We start from the raw sequence: 22,788 nt of genomic DNA, 5'->3' as shown, positions 1-22,788 counted from the left end.
GGGCCGAACATGAGCACGACGAACAACGACAACCCGCTGGAACTGATCAAGAAGATCAAGTCCCTGCCCGCCAAGCAGCAGCGCGCCCTGATCGCGATGCTCAAGAAGCAGGGCGTCGACCTTTCCGCGCTGGCGGCCATCCGTCCGTACCCCCGCACCGGGGACGGGCCGGTCCGGCTCTCCTTCGCGCAGCAGCGGCTGTGGTTCCTCGCCAAGCTCGACGGGACCAGCGCGTACTACAACATCCCGATGGCCATGAGGCTGCGCGGGCCGCTCGACCGCCCGGCGCTGCTGCGCGCCCTGGAGACGATCGTCCAGCGGCACGAGGTCCTGCGCACCCGCTTCGTGGAGCGGGACGGAGTGCCCTACCAGCACATCGGTGACGGCAGCGACTTCACCGTCTCGCAGGAGGAACTCGCCGACCCCGCCGAGCTCCCGTCGATCTGTGAGCGCGAGGCCGTGGAGCCGTTCGACCTCGCCCGCGAATCGCTCATCCGGGTGCGCCTGCTGCGCCGGTCCGAGCAGGAGCACGTCCTGCTCGTGACCATGCACCACAGCGTGTCCGACGGCTGGTCGCTCGGTGTCTTCTTCCGCGAGATGGTCGCCCTCTACGAGGCGTTCTGCGCGGGGGCGGAGTCGCCGCTCGCGCCCCTGCCGATCCAGTACGCGGACTACGCGCACTGGCAGCGCCAGTGGCTGGTCGACGAGGTCCAGGCCCGCCAGGTGGGGTACTGGAAGCAGCAGCTGGACGGGATCGACTCCCAGCTGTCCCTGCCGACGGACCGGTCACGTCCCGCCGTCAAGACGTACCGGGGCGCGCACGAGCGCTTCCAGCTCCCGAAGGAGCTGCTGACGCGGCTCAAGGCGCTCGGCGAACAGCACGGCGTCACGCTCTACATGACACTGCTGTCGGTCTACGCTCTGCTGCTCCACCACTACGGCGAACAGACCGACATCCCCATCGGCACCCCCGTCGCCAACCGCAACCGCATCGAGTCCGAGGGTCTGATCGGCTTCTTCGCCAACACCCTGGTGATGCGCGCCGACCTGTCGGGCGACCCGACCTTCGCCCAGCTGCTCGGACGGGTGAAGGACGTGGCCCTGCAGGCGTACAGCCACCAGGACGTGCCGTTCGAGGCCGTGGTCGACGCGCTCCGGGTGGAGCGCAGCCTCAGCCACTCACCGGTCTTCCAGGTGGCGTTCGTCCTCCAGGAGGCACAGGCCGACAGCGAGGTGCGCCTGGGCGACCTCGACGTCTCCCTCATCGAGTTCGACTTCGACATCACCAAGTTCGATGTGACGCTCGACCTGCGCGAGGCGCCCGACGGACTGATCGGCGCCGTCGAGTACAACACCGACCTGTTCGACCGGGAGACCGTCCGGCGCTTCGTACGCCACTACACCGCCCTGCTCCATGCCGTCGTGGCCGAACCGCAGCAGCGTATCTCCCGGATCAGCACCCTCGACGAGGCCGAGCGGCATCAGGTCCTGGTGGAGTGGAATTCCGTTCCGGGTGTTGTTTCCGGCGCGGTTTCTGGTTCTGGTTCTGGCGCGGTTTCTGGTTCTGGTGGGGTGGGGCGTTGTGTTCATGAGTGGTTCGAGGAGGTGGTGGGGCGGTCGCCCGGTGCGGTGGCGTTGGAGTGTGAGGGTCGGGTTGTTTCGTATGGGGAGTTGAACGAGCGGGCGAATCGTCTGGCGGGGTATTTGCGTGGGTTGGGTGTGGGGCCGGATGTTCTGGTGGCTCTGTGTCTGCCGCGTAGTGAGTGGGTTGTGGTGTGTGTTCTGGCGGTTTTGAAGGCGGGTGGTGCGTATGTGCCGTTGGATCCGTCGTCGCCGGTGGAGCGGGTGCGGTATCAGTTGGAGGACAGTGCGCCGTGTGTGGTGCTGACGGATGGTCCTTTGCCTGTGGGGCTGGGGGTTTTGTCGGTTCCGGTGGTGGATGTGCGGGGGGATGCGGGTCTGTGGGCGGGGTGTGATTCTTCTGATGTTGTGGTGCCGGGTGTGTCGTCGTCGTCTTTGGCGTATGTGATTTATACGTCGGGTTCGACGGGGGTGCCGAAGGGGGTGATGGTTGAGCATCGGAATGTGGTGCGGTTGTTCACTGCGACGGATGAGTGGTTCCGTTTCGGTGAGCGGGATGTGTGGACGTTGTTCCATTCGTTTGCGTTTGATTTTTCGGTGTGGGAGATGTGGGGCGCTCTGTTGCATGGGGGGCGTCTGGTGGTGGTTCCGCAGGCGGTGACGCGTAGTCCTGGTGAGTTCTATGCGTTGTTGTGTGCGTCGGGTGTGACGGTGCTGAATCAGACGCCGAGTGCGTTTCGGCAGTTGATCGCGGCGCAGGGTGAGGGGGCGGCGGCGCATCGGTTGCGTGTGGTGGTGTTCGGTGGTGAGGCGCTGGATGTGGCGTCGTTGCGGCCGTGGATGGGCCGTGCGGTCAATGGTGGTACCGAGTTGGTGAACATGTACGGGATCACTGAGACGACGGTGCATGTGACGTACCGGTTGTTGGGTGAGGGGGATGTGGAGCGGTCGGTGAGTCCGATCGGTCGGCGTATTCCTGATCTGCGGACGTATGTTCTGGATCGTTTCGGCCGGCCGGCTCCGGTCGGTGCTGTGGGTGAGCTGTATGTGGGTGGTGCGGGTGTTGCGCGGGGTTATCTGAATCGTCCGGGGTTGAGTGCGGAGCGTTTCCTGGATGATCCGTTCTGTGGTGTCGCGGGTGCGCGGATGTACCGGACGGGTGATCTGGCGCGTTGGTCTGCGGACGGCACGCTGGAGTATCTGGGCCGTAACGACGATCAGGTCAAGATCCGTGGGTTCCGTATCGAGCTCGGGGAGATCGAGACGAAACTCGCCGAACACCCCGCCGTACGCTCCTGCGCTGTGCTGGCCCGCGAGGACCAGCCCGGCGACAGGCAGCTGGTGGCCTACGTCGTCCTGACCGGCGCCTCCGACGACGACCCCTCCGACGGCCCCTCCGGCGGCGACCCTTCCGCTGACGGGCCGGGAACACCCGACCACCGCGCCGAACTCGCCCGCCACCTGCGGCGGACGCTGCCCGACTACATGGTTCCCAGTGCCTTCGTGGCACTGGAACGACTGCCGCTCACCGCCAACGGCAAGCTCGACCGCACGGCGCTGCCCGCTCCGGGGATCGACGCCTACGCCCAGCGCGACTACACGCCGCCCAGTACCGCCACCGAGCGGATCCTCAGCTCCGCCTGGGCCGAGCTGATGGGCTTCGACGAGGGACGCGTCAGCGCCCACGACAACTTCTTCGCGCTGGGCGGGCACTCCCTGCTCATCACCGTCCTGATAGCCCGGCTCAAGGAACACGGGCTGGACGTCACCGTACGCAGCGTCTTCAACAGCCCCACGCTGGCCGACCTGGCAGCCGAGATCGACCGCGGGACGGGCGGCGGCCCCGCCCACCGGGTCCCGGACAACCCGATCCCGCCCGACTGCGCGCGGATCACCCCGGAGATGCTGCCGCTGGTCCGGCTCAGCCAGGCCGAGATCGACTCCGTCGTGGAGAAGGTGCCCGGCGGCGCGCCCAACGTGCAGGACATCTACCCGCTCGTGCCGTCGCAGGAGGGCATCCTCTTCCATCACCTGATGGATCCCGCGAACGACCCGTACGTCATCCCGATCCTGCTCGTCGCCCCCGACCAGCAGGTGTGCGACTCCTTCGTGGCCGCCCTCCAGGCGCTGATGGACCGCCACGACGTGATGCGCACCGCCGTGGTCACCGAGGGCCTGCTCGAACCGGTGCAGGTCGTGCTGCGCGACGTACGCCTGGAGGTCGAGCGGCTGACCCTCGACCCGGACGAGGACGCCGAGCGGCAGGCCCGCGCCTGGCTGTCCCGGCCGGGCGCGATGAGCCTGGACCGGGCGCCGCTGCTGCGGCTCGCGGTCGCCGCCGACCGGCACTCCGCGCAGCACTACCTGCTGCTGAGCGTGCACCACCTCATCGAGGACGCGACGTCCCTGCGGCTCATCCTCGACGAGCTGACGGTCCACATGGCCGGCCGTCCGGAGCGGCTGGCCCCGCCCCCGGCCTACCGCGACTTCGTCGGCCACACCCTGCACCAGCTGGCCTCCAAGGACGCGGAGGCTTTCTTCCGTCAGGAGCTGGGCGACGTCACCGAGCCGACCACACCGTTCCAGCTGGTGGACGTGCACGGCGACGGCAGCCGGGTCCGCGATCTGCGCCGCTCGCTCCCGGCCGGACTGACACGCGACCTGCGCCAGCAGGCCCGACGCCTGCGCACCAGCCCCGCCGGCCTCTTCCACGCCGCGTGGGCCCTGGTGACCGCGGCCACCAGCGGGCGCGACGACGTGGTGTTCGGCACTGTCCTGTCCGGACGCCTTCAGGGCGTCCCCGGCGTCGAGCGGATGCTGGGCAACTTCATCAACACCCTGCCCCTGCGGGTACGGCTGCGCGACCGCAGCGTCCAGGAGCTGGTGTCCGACGTCGACGCCGCCCTGAAGGAACTGATCTCCTACGAGCAGAGCGCGCTCACCCTGGCCCAGCGGTCCAGCGGTCTGGACAGCGACGCCACCCTGTTCAGTTCGATGATCAACTACCGGTACTTCGAGCCCCGCCAGGGCGACGAGGGCCCGGCCACCCTGGAGGACCTGGGCATCCGCTGGCTGGGATCCCTGGACCGCACCAACTACCCGGTCGGTGTTTCGGTCGACGACACCGGGACCGAACTCTCCCTGAACGCGCAGGTCGACGCCACCCTCTCGCCGGACGCGGTACTGGGATACGTGGAAGCCGCGCTGTCCGGGATCGTCGCCGCGCTGGCCGACGACGGCGGGGCCGGCACCCGGGCGCTCGACATCGACGTCGTCCCGCCCGCGGAGCGCCACCGTCTGCTGACCGAGTGGAACGACACCGCCAAGCCCTACCCCGACGACCACTGCCTGTTCGAGCTCTTCGAGGAGCAGGTGCGCGAGCGGCCGGACGCCGTCGCCGTCGAGTACGGCGACCAGCGTCTGACGTACGCGCAGACCAACGCCCGCGCCAACCGCGTCGCCCACTACCTGCGGGAACAGGGCGTGGGCCCGGACACCCTCGTCGGCCTGTGCGCACAGCGCTCGCCGGAGATGGTGATCGGGCTGCTCGGCATCCTCAAGGCGGGCGGGGCCTACGTCCCCATCGACCCGGGCTACCCCCAGGAGCGCATACGCACCCTGGTCACCGGCTCCGGTGTGGGCATCGTCCTCAGCCAGTCGACCCAGCCGGACTCACTCCTCGAAGGCGCCGCGGACGGCGTCCGCCCCCAGGTCGTCCACCTGGACACCGGAGAACGCGCCGAGGACCGCGCCCAGGTGCTCGCCGGCCGGCCGGAGAGCGACCTGACCCGGGCGGAGCTGGGGCTCACCCCCGACCACCTCGCCTACGTCATCTTCACCTCGGGTTCCACCGGGGTCCCCAAGGGTGTCCTCGTGGAGCAGCGCGGCGTCGTCCGCCTGGTGCGCAACCCCGACTACTTTCCGACCACCTCCGCCACCGTCATGCTCCACCACTCGTCGATCTCGTTCGACGTCGGCTCGCAGGAGGTCCTCGGCCCCCTGCTGTCCGGCGGCCGACTGGTCCTGCACGACGGCGACTCCAAGGACGTCGGCCGGCTGCTCGACCGGGTGGAGCGCTCGGGCGTCACCATGATGGCCCTGTCGGCGGCCTTCCTCCCGGCCTTCGCGGAGGCCGCGCAGGAGCGGCGCCTGCCGCTGGAGTATCTGGGCGTGGGCGGCGAGGCGTTCTCCGCGAAGGACGTACGCCGGCTCCACCGGGCGCACCCCGGGCTGACCGTCGTCAACGCCTACGGCCCCACCGAGAACAGCATCGCCTCCACCTGCCACGTCATCCCCCGGGACATCGCCGAGGACGCCGTCGTCCCGATCGGCAGGCCCATCGCCCGGTCCACCGCGTATGTGCTCGACGAGGGCCTGCGGCCGGTGCCGTGCGGTGTCGTCGGGGAACTGTGCGTGGGCGGCACCGGCGTGGCACGCGGCTATCTCGACAACCCGGAGCTCACCGGGGACCGTTTCGTCGCCGACCCCTTCGCCGACGAGCCCGGCGCCCGGCTGTACCGCACGGGCGACCTGGCCCGATGGCTGCCCGACGGCACCCTGGAGTTCATCGGCCGTGCCGACGACCAGGTGAAGGTGCGGGGCTTCCGCGTCGAGCTGGGCGAGATCGAGAACGCACTGCTGTCCCACCCCTCCGTACGGAGCACCGTCGTCACCACCCAGGCCGCGGGCGAGACCAAGAGGCTCGTCGCGTACGTACGGCCCACGGCGGAATGGCTCGACGCCACCGCCCGGGACCAGAACGCCGAACGCCTCGAGCAGTGGCAGGAGCTCTTCGAGGACCAGTACTCCGGCCCGGCCGAGGACGAGGCCACCGACGAACCCAGCCTGATCGGCTGGAACAGCAGCTACACCGGGGAGCCCGTCCCCGAGGCCGAGATGGGGGAGTGGATCGACGGCACGGTCCGGCAGATCGAAGCGTTCCGGCCCCGGCGCCTGCTGGAGGTCGGCTGCGGAACCGGGCTCCTCCTCTTCCGCTACGCCGAAGCCTGCGAAGCGGTGCACGCGTTCGACATCTCCGCCTCGGCCCTGGCCGGGGTCCGTCGCGGGGCGGACCGCCGCGGCTGGTCCCACATCACCCTCGGCCAGGGTGACGCCCGGTCCGTGACCGTGCCTCCGGGGACGGAGAAGTTCGACACCGTCGTCGTCAACTCCGTCGTCCAGTACTTCCCGAACCGGCTGTACCTGGAGGAGGTGATCGAGCGCCTGCTCCCCCTCGTCGCGGACGGCGGCCGGATCATGATCGGGGACGTCAGGAACCTCGATCTGTTCTCCGCCCACGTCGGTGCCGTGGAACGCAGCCGGCTGCCCGTGCGCACCTCCGTCGGCGCGCTCGCCCGACAGGTACAGCGCCGCCGCCAGCAGGAGACCGAGCTGCTGGTCAGCCCCAGTTACTTCGCCGGGCTCACCGACCGCTTCCCGCAGATCGGCTCCGTCGACCTCACGGTCAAGCGCGGACTGGGCGGCAACGAGATGCTCAGTTACCGCTACGACGTCGTCCTGACCAAGGGCGCCGCCGCGCCGCCCGAGGACCTGCCGTGGCTGACCGCCACCACCCCCGATGAGCTGCGCACCCTCCTGGAGGAGGGCGGACACCGCCGCTTCGGTGTCACCGGACTGGTCAACCCGAAGGTCGCCGACGACGTCCGCGTCAGCCAGGGCCTGACCCGCTGGCCCGCCCGGACGCAGGTGGAGCCCCTCGCCGGCGCCTCACGCCTCTCCGACGACGCCGCCGCGCAGGTGCGGGAGCTCGAAGCCGTACTCCGGTACGCCGAGGAACTCGGCCACCACGTCGCGGTGACCTGGTCCCAGGACCGGCTGGACGGCCTCGACGTGATCCTCGCCAAGGGGGAGCCGCCCCGTGCGCGGGCCCGTGAGGACTACCGCCGGTCGTACCTGGCGAACGTCCCGCAGATCGCCCGCACCGGCCAGGAGATGACCAGGACGCTCAAGGAGCACCTGTCCGGCAAGGTGCCCGAGTACATGGTGCCCAGCGTCTTCGTGGCACTCGAAGAGCTGCCCCTGACCCCCAACGGCAAGGTCGACAAGCAGGCGCTCCCCACGCCCGACGAGGCCGACGTGCACAAGGAGGTGTACGTCGCACCGCGCAGCGCCACCGAGCTCGTCCTGTGCCGGCTGGTCCAGGACGTCCTCGGGCTGGAGCGGGTCGGCCTCCAGGACGGCTTCTTCGACCTGGGCGGTCACTCGCTCCTCGCCACCCGTCTCACCATCCGGGTGAAGCAGGGGACCGGCAAGGAGCTGCCGCTCCAGACGATCCTCTCCGGCGCCACCATCGGCGAGATGGCCGAGGCACTGGACGCCGCGCCGAGCGCCGCCCCGGCGCAGAGCGTCCCGCTGCTGCCCGTCACCGACGGAGCCGAGGCGGTCCCGCTCGCGTTCCAGCAGAGCGAACTGTGGTTCCTCAACCCGCGCGAGCACCTGGGATCGGCGTACGACAACGTACAGATGGCCTACCGGATCATCGGCAGGCTGGACCGCCGGGCCTACGCGGGCGCGTTCGAGGCGCTCGTCGCCCGCCACGCGATCCTGCGCACCAGCTACGTGCGGTGCGGTGACTCCCTCACCCAGCGCGTGAACGACGTGTCCGGCTTCTCCGTGGCCTTCGAGGAGGTCGGCGGTGACGGCGCGGTCGCCGACCTGCTGCGGGCCGAGCGGGTACGGCCGTTCGCCCCGGACGACCTGCACATGCTGCGCGTCCACATCCTGACCCTGTCGGAGTACGAGCACGTCGCCGTGGTGACCCGGCCGTGGGGCATCTTCGACGGCTGGTCGACCGGCATCTTCGTGGCCGAACTGAACACCGCCTACCGGGCACTGAGCCGGGGGGAGGAGCCGTCCCTGCCGGAACTGCCCGTGCAGTACCCCGACTTCGCCCACTGGCAGCGCCGCGCCGTGGACGAGGCGGCCCGCGAGGGGCAGAAGGCGTACTGGCGCTCCCAGCTTGCCGCACTGCCGTCGTGCGCGTCGCTGCGCACCGACTACCGGCGGCCCCCGGTCAAGTCGTACCAGGGGGCGTCGGTCGAGCTGAAGGTCCCCTCGGAGGTGCTCGGGCAGCTCCACCGCTTCAGCCAGGAGCAGGGCGGCACGCTCTACATGACGCTCCTGTCGGCGTACGCGGCGCTGCTCGGCGCGTACACACCGGACCGCGAACTCGCGATCGGTTCCCCGGTCACCAACCGGCCCCTGCCGGAACTGGAACGGCTCGTCGGCTACTTCATCAACGTACTGGTGATGCGGCTCGACGTGACCGCCGACCAGGGCTTCGGCGAACTGCTGGGACAGGCCAAGCGGGTCACGGCCGCGGCCCACGAGCACAAGGACGTTCCCTTCGCCGACCTGGTCCGGGAGCTCGCACCGAAGCCCGATCCCGCGCACTCCCCGCTGTTCCAGGTCATGTTCAACCTGGTGCCGGCGGCCGGACCCGCACCGCGGGACGAGGAGGCCGGGCACCTGGCGTTCGTGCCGCTGCGGACCGACAGCGGGGTGGCGAAGTTCGACCTCAACCTCGTCGTCCGGGAGACGCCCGCGGGACTGCACGGATACCTGGAGTACAGCACCGACCTGTTCGCCAGGAAGACGATTGAGGAAATGGCGGCCACCTATGAGAGGTTGCTGCTCAAGATCGTGACGAATCCCGGGGCGAGCATTTCGCAGCTGCGTGAAGCGGCGGCGGACGGCTCTCTCGGATAGGCCCCACGCCCCCCACCCACCGCTGTCTGCCGTATTTCGCAGAATGATGGAGCGCACATGACCAAGGAAGAAATCTTTCCGCTGATCACCGAGGCGATTCGTGAGATCCTCCCCGAACTCACGGACCACACCTTCCAGGATTCGGATTCCCTGGAGGATCTCGGCGCGAACTCGATGGACCGCGCGGAGATAGTGATGACCGTGCTGGAGGAAATGGATCTGGAGATACCGTTGGTCGACACCTACGGCCCGCGGAATCTGGGCGAACTCGCCGAGCGGCTGAGCGAAATAGCAGCGGTCAGGGCCGGGTGACGTGAGGGGCTCCGCCGGCAACACCGCCACCGCAGACAGCGCAGACAGCGCAGACAGCACCGGCATCGCTGTTACCGCTGACCACACCGGTACCGCCGGCCTCGAACTCGTGGTCACCGGGCTGGGCGTCACCACCGCCATCGGCCAGGGCAAGGACGCCTTCGCCCGGGGGCTGTTCGCAGGGAACCACGGGTTCGCGGTCATGGACCGCCCCGGCCGGCAGCTCGGCACCCGGTTCGTGGGGGCCGAGATACCGAGGCTGGAACCCACCACCCGGCTGGCCGCGCGGGACCTGCGTACCGTCTCCCTCACCGGACAGGTCGCCCTGGCCACGCTCGAAGAGGCATGGACCGAGGCCCGGCTGGACGAGTTCGACCCCGAACGGATCGGCCTCGTCATCGGAGGCAGCAACCTCCAGCAGCGGGAGCTGGTCCTGGCGCACGACCGGCACCGGGCCAAGCCGCGCTTCCTGCGGCCCAGCTACGGCATGTCCTTCCTGGACACCGACCTGTGCGGACTGTGCACCACCGCGTTCTCCGTTCGCGGCTTCGCCCACACCGTGGGCGGCGCCTCGGCGAGCGGCCAGCTCGCGATCATCGAGGCGGCGGAGGCGGTCGCCTCCGGCCGGGTCGACGTCTGCATCGCCGTGGGCGCGCTGGCGGACCTGTCGTACTGGGAGCTGCTGGGGCTCCAGTCGATGGGTGCCATGGCGTCCGAGGAGAGCGCGCACGCCCCCGGCCTCGCCTGCCGGCCCTTCGACCGGCAGCGGGCCGGCTTCGTCTTCGGCGAGGCGTGCGGCGCGCTGGTCATCGAGCGCCGGGGCGCCCGGCCGGGTCAGGAGGACACCCCCTACGCGCGGCTCAGCGGCTGGTCGGTGCAGCTGGACGGCAACCGCAATCCCAATCCCTCCCTGGACGGCGAGACCCGGGCGATCCGCCAGGCCCTCGACCGGGCCGGGCTGACCGCCGGCGCCATCGACTACGTCAACCCCCACGGCACCGCCTCCCACGTCGGAGACGAGACCGAGGTGGCGGCGCTGCGGGCCTGCGGCCTCACGCATGCCGCGATCAACGCCACGAAGTCGATCACCGGTCACGGCCTGACGGCGGCCGGAGCCGTCGAGGCGGTCGCCGCGCTCCTCCAGATGAAGCACGGACGACTGCACCCGACCCGCAATCTCACCGACCCGATCGACGCGTCCCTGTGCTGGGTGCGCGACGAGGCCGTCGAGACCGAGGTGCGCCACTGCCTGAGCCTGAGCATGGGCTTCGGCGGCATCAACACCGCACTGTGCATGAGCACATGCGACTCATAGAGAGCAGATGGACGTAAGCCATGTCCCGCGTCGGTATCGAAGCGATGAACGTGTTCGGCGGCTCGGCCGTGCTGGACGTCATGCAGCTGGCGAAACACCGGGAGCTCGACCTCCCGAGACTGAACAACCTGCTGATGAAGGAGAAGACCGTCGCGCTGCCCTTCGAGGACCCGGTGACCTTCGGGGCCAACGCGGCCAGGCCGATCCTCGACCGGATGAGCGCGGCGGAGAAGGACAGCATCGAGCTGCTGATCACCTGCACGGAGTCCGGCTTCGACTTCTCGAAGTCGGCCAGCACCTATCTGCACGACCAGCTCGGGCTGAGCCGCAACTGCCGGATGTTCGAGCTGAAGCAGGCATGCTACGCCGGCACGGCCGGGCTCCAGATGGCCTGCAACTTCATCCTGTCGGGCACCTCGCCGGGCGCGAAGGCCCTGGTGATCGCGACGGACATCTCGCGCTACATCCTTGAGGACGGCGACGACGCGGCAGCGCAGGACTGGGCCTACGCGGAGCCGAGCGGCGGCGCGGGCGCGGTGGCCATGCTGGTCAGCGACACCCCGCACGTCTTCCAGCTCGACGTCGGCGCCAGTGGCTACTACGGCTACGAGGTCATGGACACCTGCCGCCCGGCGCCGGACAGCGAGGCGGGCGACGTGGACCTGTCCCTGATGTCGTACCTGGACTGCTGCGAGAAGGCGTACCTGGCGTACGAGGGCAAGGTGGAGGGCGCCGACTACCGCGACTCCTTCCAGTACCTCGCCTTCCACACCCCCTTCGGAGGCATGGTCAAGGGCGCCCACCGCACGATGATGCGCAAGGTCGCCAAGGCCAGGGGCGCCGAGATCGCCGAGGACTTCGAACGGCGCGTCATGCCCGGCCTGACCTACTGCCGGCGCGTCGGGAACATCATGGGCGCGACCGTCTTCCTCTCCCTGGCCGGCACCGTCTGCAACGGCCGCTTCGACACACCCCAGCGCCTCGGCCTGTTCTCGTACGGATCCGGCTGCTGCTCCGAGTTCTACAGCGGCGTCGTGACCCCCGACGGCGCGGCGCGGCTGAGGGACATGGGCATCGAGGACCACCTGGACAGCCGCTACCAGCTGTCCCTCGACGAGTACGACGCGCTCCTGCGGGAGAGCGAGTTCGTCCGGGTCGGCACCCGCAACACCGTCGTGAACCAGGAGTACGTCCCCCGCACCCGGCGCGGCACGGGGTCGGCCCCGCGCCTCGTACTGAAGGCGATCAAGGAGTTCCACCGGGAGTACGCATGGATCGACTGACGTACTCCACCCTGCGGCTGCGCGAAGAGGGCGGTGTGCTGTTCGCGCGCATCCACCGGCCGGAGGCGGGCAACGCCATCAACGCCGACCTCGTGCACGAACTGAACGACGTCTTCACCAGGGCGTCGGCCTCCCCGGCCGTCACCGTCGTCGTCCTTGAAGGACTGCCCGAGGTGTTCTGCTTCGGTGCGGACTTCCACGCGATCAGCGACGCGGCGCGCCAGGGCCAGGACACGGCGTTCGACCCCGAGCACATGTTCGAGCTCTTCCGGCGGATGGCGTACGGGGACGTCCTCACCATCGCCCACGTCCGGGGCAGGGCGAACGCGGGCGGAGTCGGCCTGGTGGCGGCGAGCGATGTGGTGATCGCCGACGAAAGCGCGTCGTTCAGCCTCTCCGAGCTGCTGTTCGGGCTGATACCGGCGGTCGTCCTGCCGTACCTGATCCGCCGGACCGGCTTCCAGCGCGCCCATTACCTTGCCGCTACGACCCAGACCATCGACGCCCGGCAGGCACACGAATGGGGGCTGGTCGACGCCCTCGGCGCGGACAGCCACGCGCTGGTGCGCCGCCATCTGCAACGCCTGGGCCGCCTCTCCAAGAAGGGCGTCGGGCGCTACAAGGCGTACCTGCGGGAACTGTCCCCGATCCCCGAGCACACCAAGGGCGTCGCACTGGCCACCAATCGCGAGGTGTTCGCGGACCCCGACAACGTGCGGGCGATCCGGCGTTACGCGGAGCGTGGCGTCTTCCCCTGGGAGGACACCGCCACGGCCGGCCTGCCTGCCGCATCTTCGGACACCACCGCGGCCCTCCCGCCCGCCCCGCCCGGCCCGCGGACCCCACCGACCGAGGACACCGTGGAACCACACCACCACCCCACCGAACGGTTCACCGTCCCGCCCCAGGCTCTCGGCAACCCCCGATTCCGCGAGGCCCACGGCATCGACTACAACTACGCCGCGGGCGCGATGTACAAGGGCATCGCCTCGGTCGAACTCGTCACCGCCCTCGGCAACGCCGGAATGCTGGGCTTCTTCGGCACCGGCGGACTGGCCCCGGACGTCATCGACGAGGCGATCACACGGATCAAACGGGACCTGCGCCCCGGCCGCGCCTACGGCATGAACCTGCTCAGCAACCCGCAGGAGCCCGAGCTGGAAATGCGTACCGTGGAGCTCTACCTGCGCCACGAGGTCCGCTCCGTCGAGGCGTCGGCCTACGTCCGGCCGACCCTCCCGCTCGTGCGCTACCGGCTGGCGGGACTCGGCACGGACGGCGACGGCGGGATACGGCAGGACCACCACATCGTCGCGAAGGTGTCGCGTACCGAGGTCGCGGAGCGGTTCCTGCGCCCGGCACCGGCGGAACTGGTCCGCCAACTGCTCGACCGCGGCCTGATCACCCCCGAGCAGGCGGAGCTCGGCGCGCGCGTCCCGCTCGCCCAGGACCTCTGCGTGGAGGCCGACTCGGCAGGCCACACCGACGGCGGCAACGCCTATGTGCTGATGCCCGTGATGCGCGCCCTGCGCGACCGGGTGAGCCGCGAGGAGGCATACCCCCACGAGGCCGAGGTCCGCGTCGGGGCGGCGGGCGGCATCGGCTCCCCGGAGGCGGCGCTCGCGGCGTTCACCCTGGGCGCCGAGTTCATCGTGACCGGCTCCATCAACCAGTGCACGGTGGAGGCCGGCACCAGCGACGCCGTCAAGGACATCCTCCAGGACCTCGGCGCCCACGACACGGACTACGCCCCCGCCGGCGACATGTTCGAGGTCGGTGCCAGGGTGCAGGCGGTGAGGAAGGGGACCTTCTTCCCGGCCCGTGCCCAGAAGCTGTACGAGTTGTACCTGCGGCACGACGCGATCGAGGAGCTCGACGCCCGGACCCGGGCCACGCTGGAGGACAAGTACTTCAAGCGTTCGGTCGACGAGGTGTGGGAGGAGACCCGCGCCCATCTGGCCCGGCGCTTCCCGGACCGGCTCGCGGAGGCCGAGCGCAACCCCAAGCAGAGGATGGCGCTCATCTTCCGCTGGTACTTCGTCCACTCCACCCGGCTGGCCATGAGCGGCAGCACCACCCAGCGGGTCGACTACCAGATCCACTGCGGCCCCGCGATGGGCGCCTTCAACAGCTGGGTGAAGGGCACCGACCTGGAACCCTGGCGCAGCCGCAGAGCCGACGTCATCGCGGAGCGACTGCTGCGGGAGACCGCCGCACTGCTCGGCCGGCGTCTCGGCGAGTACGCCGCGCACGGCACACACGCCGCCCCCGCCCCCCACGGCGAACCAGTAATCCCCCGCGACAACGGCTGAGTGATCACATGAAATCGGTGTACGTATTCCCCGGGCAGGGCTCGCAGCGCAAGGGCATGGGAGAGGGGCTGTTCGAGAAGTTCCCCGACCTGGTGGCGCAGGCGGACGACATCCTCGGCTACTCGCTCCGGGAACTGTGCCTCCACGACCCCGACCGGGTGCTGGGCAGGACGGAGTACACCCAGCCCGCCCTCTACGCGGTCAGCGCCCTCCAGTACCTGGACCGCGTCGCTTCCGGCGGGGAGCTGCCGGCCGTCGTGGCCGGACACAGCCTGGGGGAGTACTGCGCCCTGTTCGCCGCCGGTGCCTTCGACTTCGCCACCGGACTCGACCTGGTGCGCAAGCGCGGCGAGTTGATGAGCCGGGCCCCCAAGGGCGCGATGGCCGCCGTGGTGAACCTGGACCAGGAGCGGGTGGCCGAAATCCTGGCCGGTCTGCCCTACCGCGGCATCGACATCGCCAACATCAACTCACGTCAGCAGTGCATCCTCTCCGGCGCCTACGACGAAGTCCTCGCACCCGAGGTCCGCGCCGTCTACACGGAGGCCGGGGCCGCCTTCATCCCCCTCAACGTGAGTGCGGCCTTCCACTCGCGCTGCATGACCGAGGTGCGGGACGAGTTCGCCCGCTACCTCTCCGGATTCCGGCTCGGTGCGCTCACGATCCCCGTGATCGCCAACCTCACGGCCCGGCCGTACCCCACCACCGGTTACGCGGACCTGCTCGTCCAGCAGATATCGAGCCCCGTCAAGTGGTACGAGTCGGTCTCCTGGCTGATGGGCCAGGGGCACCGGGACTTCCACGAGATCGGCCCGGGCAACGTACTGACCAAGCTCACCGACAAGATCCGCCAGGAGCCCCTCGGGTTCGACGAGACCCCGCCCGCCCCGCGCCGGACGAGGCAGCGGCCCGAAGTCGTCTTCATGTACGGGGGACAGGGCACCCAGTACCACCGGATGGGGCAGCAGCTGTACGACGCGCATCCGGTGTTCCGGGACGCCATGGACCGGTGCAGCGCGCTGTACGAGGCGGCCAACGGCACCTCACTGGTGGCCGCGATCCACGACACCTCCCGACGGGGCCAGGACTTCGACGACATCCTGCAGACCCACGCCGCCCTCTACAGCATCGGATGGAGCCTGACCGAGGCCCTGCGCGACGAGGGCTTCCACCCCGACGCGGTGCTCGGCCACAGCCTGGGCGAGTACATCGCCGCGACCGTCGCCGGGGTGATGTCCTTCGAGGACGGCCTGGACCTCGTCATGAAGCAGGCCCACCTGCTGAAGTCACGCTGCCGCCCCGGCGGCATGCTCAGCGTCCTCGCCCCACCGGACCTCTACCGGCGGCGGCGTGACCTGTTCGGCGGCCTGTCACTCGCGGGCGTCAACTACACGGGGGAGTCCACGGGCAACTTCGTCGTCAGCGGCGAGAGCGAGCGGATCACCGAGGCGCGCGCCGCGCTGGACGAGGAGGGGGTGATCGCCGTCGGACTGCCCGTCCGGTACGCGTTCCACTCCGGCCTCCTCGACGACGTCCGCCACGAGTGCCGCGGCCTCGGCCGGGCCGTGCCGGTCGGCCGGCCGCAGCTGCCGGTCTACTCCTGCGCCTACGCGGGGGAGTTGGAGAGCGATTCGCTGGAGAACTGGGACACCTACGTCTGGGACGTGATCCGTGGCCGGGTGCGCTTCGACGAGCTGATGGCCACCTCGTTCCGCGCCCCGCGCCACCACTACTTCGTGGACCTCAGCGCCAGCGGCTCCTTCGCCAACTTCCTGAAGCACGGCTACGGACCCGACCACCGAGGTGCGTTCGCGATCAACCAGTTCGGGAACAACACCGCGTCGATGGCCAGACTGCGCGAGGGACTGCTCTCCGTCACCCGGGAGGACGCCCCGGCTCTGGTGTGAGGCGGCACCGCGAAAGGGCTCACCGGACGACCCGGTGAGCCCTTTCGCGGTATCCGCCCGGAGGACGGACTCAGCCGACCGACACCGGCAGCGAGGCCGGACCGCGCACGTTGATACGGCCGTTCCACGTCGCATCACCGTCGAGGTCCAGCTTCGGGAACCGCCGCAGCATCCGCTCGAAGGTGATGCTCGCCTCCAGCCGGGCCAGCGAAGCCCCCAGGCAGTGGTGCGAACCGGAACCGAACGAGACGTGCCCCCGGGCACCCTCCCGGTCCAGGCGCAGGGTGTCCGCGTCCGGACCCCAGTGCAGCTCGTCCCGGTTCGCCGAGGCCAGACCCGCGATCACGAACGAACCGGCCGGGATCTCGACCCCACTGAGCACGGTGGGCTCGACGGTGATGCGCCGGCTCGACTGGAGCGGGCTGTCGTAACGGAGCAGCTCGTCGACCGCGTTCGTCATCAAGGAGGCGTCCGAGCGCAGCGCGGCGAGCTGGTCGGGGTGGCGCAGCAGCGCCAGCGTGCCGCCGGCGAGCAGATTCACGGTCGTCTCGTGACCCGCGATGTAGAGCAGCAGGATCTGAGCGACCAGTTCGTCGTCGCTGAGCGCGTCGCCGTCCTCCTCCGCCTCGATCAGAGCCGTCATCAGATCGTCGGAGGGATTGCGGCGCTTCCAGGCGATCATCTCGGCGGTGATCCCGGCGAGTTCCTCGTCCGCCGCCTCGATCGCCTGCATCAGGCCCGGGTCCGCGACCGGTTCGAGGGAGCGGACCATCGTGCCGCTCAGCTCGCGGATCCGCGCGTGGTCGGTGGACGGCGCGCCCAGCATTTCCGCGATCACGGTGAACGGCAGCGGAGAGGCGAGTGCGGGAACCAGGTCAGCCCGGCCCTCGTCGGCGATCCGGTCCAGCATCTCGTCGACGAGTTCGCCGATGCGCGGCGCGAGCGCCTGGATCGACTTCGGCGTGAAGGCCTTCTGCACCAGCTTGCGCAGCCGCGTGTGGTCCGGCGCGTCCCGGTCGATCATCGAGAAGCCGTCGATGAGCGGGGTCTTGCGCGACTCGTCCTTCTGCCGCAGGTTGACCATCGCACCCGAGGTGACGTTGCGCAGTTCGACCGACGCACCGGAACGCAGGAGCGCCGACACGTCCTCGTACCGGGTGATGACCCAGAACCCCATCGGGTGGGCGTAGACCGGAGCGATTTCCCGCAGCAGGGCGTACTGCGGATAGGGGTTGTCGGTGAACCCCTCGGCAAATGGATTGAACAGTGGTATCTGTTCGCTCGGGAGAGCGTCCCCGGGCATCTCTGCTCCTCGTTCGTCGCACGATGTGCATCAGTTGACGCCGAGCCAGACTAATGCGCCACCTGGTCCGGCCGTACCCGGGGCGGCGGGCGCACCCGGCCACGGCCGCGTGGGGTGGCCGAGCGGGGGGACGGGGAGTGCTCCCGGGGGACGCGGTCCCGGCCCGGTGCACGAAGGAGACCGGCCCCCCCCACGAAGCCGTGCCGGTGGTCCTGGCTCTACGCGGCCCAGTGCCCGGGCCGCTGGAGCGCCGCCGGGATCCTGGTCGCCCGGTCACCCCGGGCGGCGTTCAGCTGCGGCTGCGTGAGGAACAGGGCCCCTGTCAGATCCGCCCCGCACAGGTTCGCGTCCCGCAGGTCCGCACCGATGAGGTCCGCCTCCCGCAGGTCCGCGCCGGACAGGTCGGCGGCGATCAGGTAGGCGCCGCGCATACTGGCGCCGCGCAGCTTGGCGTTCCGCATGCGCTTGCCCATGAGGTCGGCGCCCCGGTGGTCCTTCTTGCGGCCGGGCACTTCGGCGCGGGCGAGCTCGCTGGCCCGCAGCAGCAGCGCGTTCACTTCCCCGCGCAACGCCGTCACGTCGACGGCGAGCAGCGACTCGGCCGTGTCCCGGGTCATCGCGTCGATCCGGTCGTGGGCGCGACGCAGATCACGGTGGACGGGCCGGGCGGCCGGGAGGTCCATGGCCTCGGCGATGTACCGCAGCAGCTCGTGCAAGTGCCGCATGACCGGGAAGACCTCGTACATCGTGCGGGCCGAAGCCGGCTCCTCGCGCCAGCTGCGGCCCTCGAAAGTCACCTGGGAGACCTTCTGCCCGGCCCCGAAGCAGTCGAAGACCGTGCAGCCGTTGTAACCGCTGTCTCGCAGCCGCTCGTGGATACCGCAGCGGAAGTCCTGCTGGAGGTTGCTGCACGGGGTACCGGCGGCCTTGTTCGCGGCGAAGTCCGCCGAGCGGGAGAAGGGCAGCGCCACGCAGCACAGGCCGAAGCAGTTCCCGCAGTCGGCCTGCAGGTCGGGGTTGGCGGCGTTCGGGGTGTGCTGGGACAAGGCGGTTGCTCTCCTGGTGAGGCGGGGCGGTGGACCACTACTGAACCCCCTGCGATGTCCGGCCCTGTGCGCGGGGGAAGGCAGCCTCCCATCCTATCCGGTCCCGTGCGCCGCTACCACTTGCCTCCCGCCGGCCCGCGCCCGCCTCCGGGGGGACGGGCGCGATACCCGCCTGGCTCGCCCGAGAACACGGCAGGAAGTGCCCTCCGGCCTGCGCCTTTGCTCGGACGGGGGCGGCCCGGGGCCCGGGGCGCGTAGTGGCGAGCAGTACGGACGAGGACGGTGGGCCGCGCGCCGCGCGCCGCCAGCACGTCCCGCCCCGCCAGGACGTTCCTGCCGTATCCACGCCCCAGGGACGGCGAGACGCGCTCACCGCCCGCCGCCGGCGATCAGCCCGTTCGCCGGTGCCATGGGGCGGCCGCCATGGTCCTTGCCCTGCCGCGTCGCTGCCCGCCGCCGCAGGCGCTGACCGTTCGGCGCCCGCCGCCCGGGAGCGGTGGTTCGAGGTGTCCGTGCCCGCCGAGCCGGCAGGCGGTTTTCCCGCGCCGTCCGATGGCGCGCAGGCGTTGTTCCGCGGCTTCCCGCACTTTTGGCGTGGTGCCCAGAAGCAGCTCATCGCCGGTTCGCAGAACCGTCTGCGCGCGAGGGCCCGGCGCATCCGGCCACTCTGGGCGCGCGGCGCCCGCGCAGCCGGACTGGCCGACTGGCCGCGAAACCACCGCCGGCCCGCATCGGCAGTGCCGGTGAGTTCGCGATGGCACAGGGCAGACGCACCGGTCCAGGCAGGCGGCTCACGACACGTGGTCGATCTCGCTACCGGGCCGGAGGGTGCTTGCGCCTGGGATCCAACCGGTAGTCGGGACAGTCGCGGTTCTGACATGCACCCGGGCCCCACACGGGAACGAACACCCCGAGGGTCTTGTGGCGGTGGACCGCGGCCGGTACGGACTGCTGGCAGGTCGGACACACGTATGTGTCAACCTTGCGCTTCATCTTGACCATTTCTTTACTATATGCCCGAAATGCCCTACCCGGAAGTGGTCGGCTTCTTGACCGACTCGCGCGCGAAGGCGCTTCACCGTCCCGATCTGGTGAACCGGTGGGTGGCACAGGGGCATCCACCGCAGGTGGTGCGCAGCGCGCCTCGGCCTGCTCGTTGGCCGCGGAGACGTCACTCCGCCCGTCAGCCGGTTCCGGAAGGTGGATGGGGGCCGGCCTTGTGAGGCTGAGCACCACGGAGCCTGTCAGGACGATGACGATGACCGCGAGGCTGATCGGTGAGGGGATCTCAGGGATGCTGGGACTGATCATCTTGTGGGACGCCTGGAGGATGAGCTTGCCGCCGATGAAGGCGAGGATGATCGCCAGGCCCTTGCTCAGGTAGTGGAAGCGGTCCAGCAGCCCCGCGAGCATGAAGTACAGCGCCCGCAGTCCGAGGATGGCGAACGCGTTGCTGGTGTAGACGATGAACGCGTCGTCGCTGACCGCGAGGACGGCCGGCACACTGTCGACGGCGAAGATCAGGTCGGCGGCCTCGATCGCCGCGACCACCGCGAGCAACGGGGTCGCTGTCCGTTTGCCGGCCTCCCTGACGAAGAACTTCGCCCCGGCGTACTCGTCCCGGACCGGGATGATCTTGCGGAGCATCCGTACGGCGAAGCTCTTGCCCGGGTCGAAGCTGTCCTCCTCGTCCTTGAGGAGTTTGTAGGTGCTGTAGAACAGGACCGCTGCGAAGCCGAACAGCACCGCGGTGAAGCGGCTGACCACGGCGACGCCGAGGGAGAGGAAGATGCCGCGGAAGACCAGGGCGCCGATGACGCCGAAGAACAGCACCCGGTGCTGGTACGCGCGGGGCACCTTGAAGTAAGCGAAGATCACGGCGAAGACGAAGAGATTGTCGACCGACAGGCTCTTCTCCAGCAGCCAGGCCGTCGTGTACTCGGTACCCGCCGTCGTACCAAGAACGACGAAAACGACGGCGCCGAAGATCAGGGCGAGGCCCACCCACAGGCCGCTCCAGGCGGCGGCCTCCTTGAAACCGATGACGTGCGCGGTGCGGTGGGACAGCAGATCCACCGCCAGCGACACCACCACGGTCGCGGCGAAAGCCCCCCACAGCCACAACGGGACCTCAAGCACACCGAACACCCTCATCATGGGCCGCTCGTGAACGGCGGCCCGTATATCGAAGTGTGCGGCATTACGCTTTCGGGGGCACGCGGAGCGGGGCTCGGCGCCATGAAGGGTCACCCCGGCGCAAAGCGCGTCGACGCGGTCGTGGCCGGACGCGGGGGCCCACAGGGCGTAGCGGATGCCAGAGGCGCTCACCACGCCGAGTTCCCCGCCACGACCACAGCCCGCGGCTAGCGTCGGCAGGCGGAGAACGCTGCCCGCCGGCCGCCCGGGCCTCCCCTCGGCCGCCAGGTCACAGCGAATCTACCGGCGACGGCCCACCTCCCGCCGGAGCGCCCGGCGGGACCGGAACCACCGCCTCGGGTGGGATGGGGCCGACCGGATTCGAACCGGCGTCCTCCCACATGCGGTGAAGGCGCGACAACCACTGCGCTACGCCCCATCCACTCGCGATCCTACGGGCTACCCGTGCTCCGCCACTTTCGAATGGTCGAAGGGGACGACGGATCACTCAGTGCGGCCAAGGCAGAGGAGAGCAACCCCCGGGCTCGCGCCCCGTACGAGCGACTCGGCCACGCCGCCTACGGCCGCGAACCCGATGCCTGGGACGAGGAAGGACCTGACGGGTCAATCCGTCGCCACGAGACGATGTGCGTTCTCATGCGAAGGGAACCCCGAGTCCCCGCCCGATGGCAGATGCCCGAGGGGGCAGCCGGGCGGTCGGCTGCCTTCCGTCAGACACCGGCCGGCGCCCGAGCCCCCGTGCGAGTGCTCGTACAAGTGCTGTCGAAAGCACCGGCGCCGCCCCGTGAGGTCCGGGTGCGGGGTTGCCGAGTGTGCCAGCGCAGAGCGGGCTTGGGCGTCGATTCTGGTGCTCGGAGGTCCGGACGAATTCTGAGCGGACACCCGGTTCCTTTCGCCGAAGATGGGGTCGTGCCGTAGCAGGCAGGGGCGGTCACCAGCGAGGATGCCCGTCATGTCCACTGACCACAGCCTCGTTCCCCTCCGCTCGACGCGCCCGGCACCCGTGGTGTTCGGCGCGGGAGCGGCCATCGGCGTTCTGGGCGGGATGATCGGTTTGGGCGGCGCGGAGTTCCGCCTGCCGCTGCTGATCAGCCTCTTCGGGTTCGCCGCGCTGTCGGCCGTCATCTTGAACAAGGCGATGAGCCTGGTCGTGGTCCTGGTCGCGCTGCCCGCCCGGCTGGCAGTGGTCCCGGCCGCCGAGGTCGCCGCACGCTGGCCGGTCGCGGTCAACCTGTTGGCCGGCAGCCTGTTGGGTGCCTGGGCCGGAGCGACCTGGGCAGTACGTATGCGCAGCGCCACCCTCTACAAGGTGCTGGCCGCCCTGATGGTGCTCATGGCCGCAGCCCTGGTGGTCACGCATACGACCGCCCTGGGCGCGCTCGCGCTGCCGCTGTGGGCTCAGGTGTCCGCCGGTGTCGTGACCGGGTTCGGCATCGGGCTGGTCGCGGCAATCATGGGCGTGGCCGGAGGCGAGCTGCTGATCCCAACGATCGTGCTGCTGTTCGGAGAGGACATCAAGAGCGCGGGAAGCCTCTCCCTGCTGGTCTCACTGCCGACCATGCTCGTGGCCTTCGCCCGCTACAGCCGTGACGGCAGCTTCGCGGTGCTGGGCGCGAACCTGCGCTTCACCCTGGTCATGGCCGCAGGCTCCGTCACCGGCGCGGTGCTGGGCGGGCTGCTCCTGGGTGTGTTCCCGGACCTGGTGCTCATCCCCGTGCCGGCCGTGATCCTGCTCGCTTCCGCGGTCAAGCTCGCCCGTCACAACTGACGGTGCCGAGACTCGGAGATCAAGCTCGCCGGAACTTCCCGTACCTCAACTGCCCACACCGGGTAAGGCCGACGGG

9 protein-coding genes, 1 tRNA gene and 3 pseudogenes are annotated in these 22,788 nt (G+C 69.8%); 8 read left to right on the top strand and 5 right to left on the bottom strand.

All coding sequences use genetic code 11. The annotated features are described in order from the left end of the window. Positions 1–9 precede the first annotated feature (9 nt). From ACWDZ4_RS21455 to fabD, 6 genes are read left to right on the top strand one after another with little or no spacing between them, the layout of a single operon-like run. On the top strand, positions 10–9,309 hold the full coding sequence (locus ACWDZ4_RS21455; RefSeq protein WP_451510005.1) for an amino acid adenylation domain-containing protein: 9,300 nt from the start codon (positions 10–12) through the stop codon (positions 9,307–9,309). A 57-nt stretch (positions 9,310–9,366) separates the two neighbouring features. Next, positions 9,367–9,621: an acyl carrier protein gene (locus tag ACWDZ4_RS21450; protein WP_451510004.1), complete on the top strand. Its 255-nt coding sequence runs from the start codon at positions 9,367–9,369 to the stop codon at positions 9,619–9,621. 1 nt (position 9,622) lies between these two features. Then, a complete protein-coding gene (locus tag ACWDZ4_RS21445) occupies positions 9,623–10,936 on the top strand; it encodes a beta-ketoacyl synthase N-terminal-like domain-containing protein (protein ID WP_451510003.1) in 1,314 nt (437 codons plus the stop codon). Positions 10,937–10,956: 20 nt separating this feature from the next. Next, entirely contained in the window at positions 10,957–12,219 is a 1,263-nt protein-coding gene (locus ACWDZ4_RS21440; protein ID WP_451510002.1) for a hydroxymethylglutaryl-CoA synthase family protein, read from the top strand. Next, entirely contained in the window at positions 12,207–14,531 is a 2,325-nt protein-coding gene (locus ACWDZ4_RS21435) for an enoyl-CoA hydratase/isomerase (RefSeq protein WP_451510001.1), read from the top strand. The genes ACWDZ4_RS21440 and ACWDZ4_RS21435 overlap by 13 nt, the downstream gene beginning before the upstream one ends. 17 nt (positions 14,532–14,548) lie before the next feature. Next, a complete protein-coding gene (fabD, locus tag ACWDZ4_RS21430; RefSeq protein ID WP_451510000.1) occupies positions 14,549–16,438 on the top strand; it encodes an ACP S-malonyltransferase in 1,890 nt (629 codons plus the stop codon). Between the two features lie 70 nt (positions 16,439–16,508). Here fabD and ACWDZ4_RS21425 read toward each other — a convergent pair whose 3' ends face one another. From ACWDZ4_RS21425 to ACWDZ4_RS21405, 5 genes and pseudogenes are all read right to left on the bottom strand, one after another. Continuing rightward, positions 16,509–17,741, bottom strand: coding sequence for a cytochrome P450 (locus ACWDZ4_RS21425; protein ID WP_451509999.1), 1,233 nt, complete (start codon positions 17,739–17,741; stop codon positions 16,509–16,511). A 218-nt stretch (positions 17,742–17,959) separates the two neighbouring features. Beyond that, a complete protein-coding gene (locus ACWDZ4_RS21420) occupies positions 17,960–18,787 on the bottom strand; it encodes a pentapeptide repeat-containing protein (RefSeq protein WP_451509998.1) in 828 nt (275 codons plus the stop codon). A 488-nt stretch (positions 18,788–19,275) separates the two neighbouring features. Then, positions 19,276–19,434, bottom strand: a pseudogene (locus tag ACWDZ4_RS21415) (potassium/proton antiporter); the annotation flags it as partial. 562 nt (positions 19,435–19,996) lie between these two features. Then, positions 19,997–20,926, bottom strand: a pseudogene (locus ACWDZ4_RS21410) (TerC family protein); the annotation flags it as partial. 363 nt (positions 20,927–21,289) lie between these two features. Then, positions 21,290–21,361: transfer RNA gene (locus ACWDZ4_RS21405), tRNA-Ala, on the bottom strand. 81 nt (positions 21,362–21,442) lie between these two features. Here ACWDZ4_RS21405 and ACWDZ4_RS21400 point away from each other — a divergent pair. Together ACWDZ4_RS21400 and ACWDZ4_RS21395 are read left to right on the top strand one after the other, a co-directional pair. Further along, positions 21,443–21,592, top strand: a pseudogene (locus tag ACWDZ4_RS21400) (GNAT family N-acetyltransferase); the annotation flags it as partial. A gap of 304 nt (positions 21,593–21,896) precedes the next feature. Next, the gene (locus ACWDZ4_RS21395) at positions 21,897–22,712 is read left to right on the top strand and encodes a sulfite exporter TauE/SafE family protein (RefSeq protein ID WP_451509997.1); all 816 of its coding nucleotides are present in this window, start codon (positions 21,897–21,899) and stop codon (positions 22,710–22,712) included. Positions 22,713–22,788 lie beyond the last annotated feature (76 nt).

The sequence above is a fragment of the Streptomyces sp. NPDC003016 genome (genome assembly GCF_053591455.1).
This window is presented reverse-complemented; position numbering and strand designations above follow the sequence as displayed.

Bases quoted from the DNA above. Each gene is read 5' to 3' on its own strand.
- ACWDZ4_RS21450 (WP_451510004.1), top strand. From the start codon at position 9,367: ATGACCAAGGAAGAAATCTTTCCGCTGATCACCGAGGCGATTCGTGAG.
- ACWDZ4_RS21395 (WP_451509997.1), top strand. From the start codon at position 21,897: ATGTCCACTGACCACAGCCTCGTTCCCCTCCGCTCGACGCGCCCGGCA.
- ACWDZ4_RS21455 (WP_451510005.1), top strand. From the start codon at position 10: ATGAGCACGACGAACAACGACAACCCGCTGGAACTGATCAAGAAGATC.
- ACWDZ4_RS21435 (WP_451510001.1), top strand. From the start codon at position 12,207: ATGGATCGACTGACGTACTCCACCCTGCGGCTGCGCGAAGAGGGCGGT.
- ACWDZ4_RS21440 (WP_451510002.1), top strand. From the start codon at position 10,957: ATGTCCCGCGTCGGTATCGAAGCGATGAACGTGTTCGGCGGCTCGGCC.
- ACWDZ4_RS21425 (WP_451509999.1), bottom strand. From the start codon at position 17,741: ATGCCCGGGGACGCTCTCCCGAGCGAACAGATACCACTGTTCAATCCA.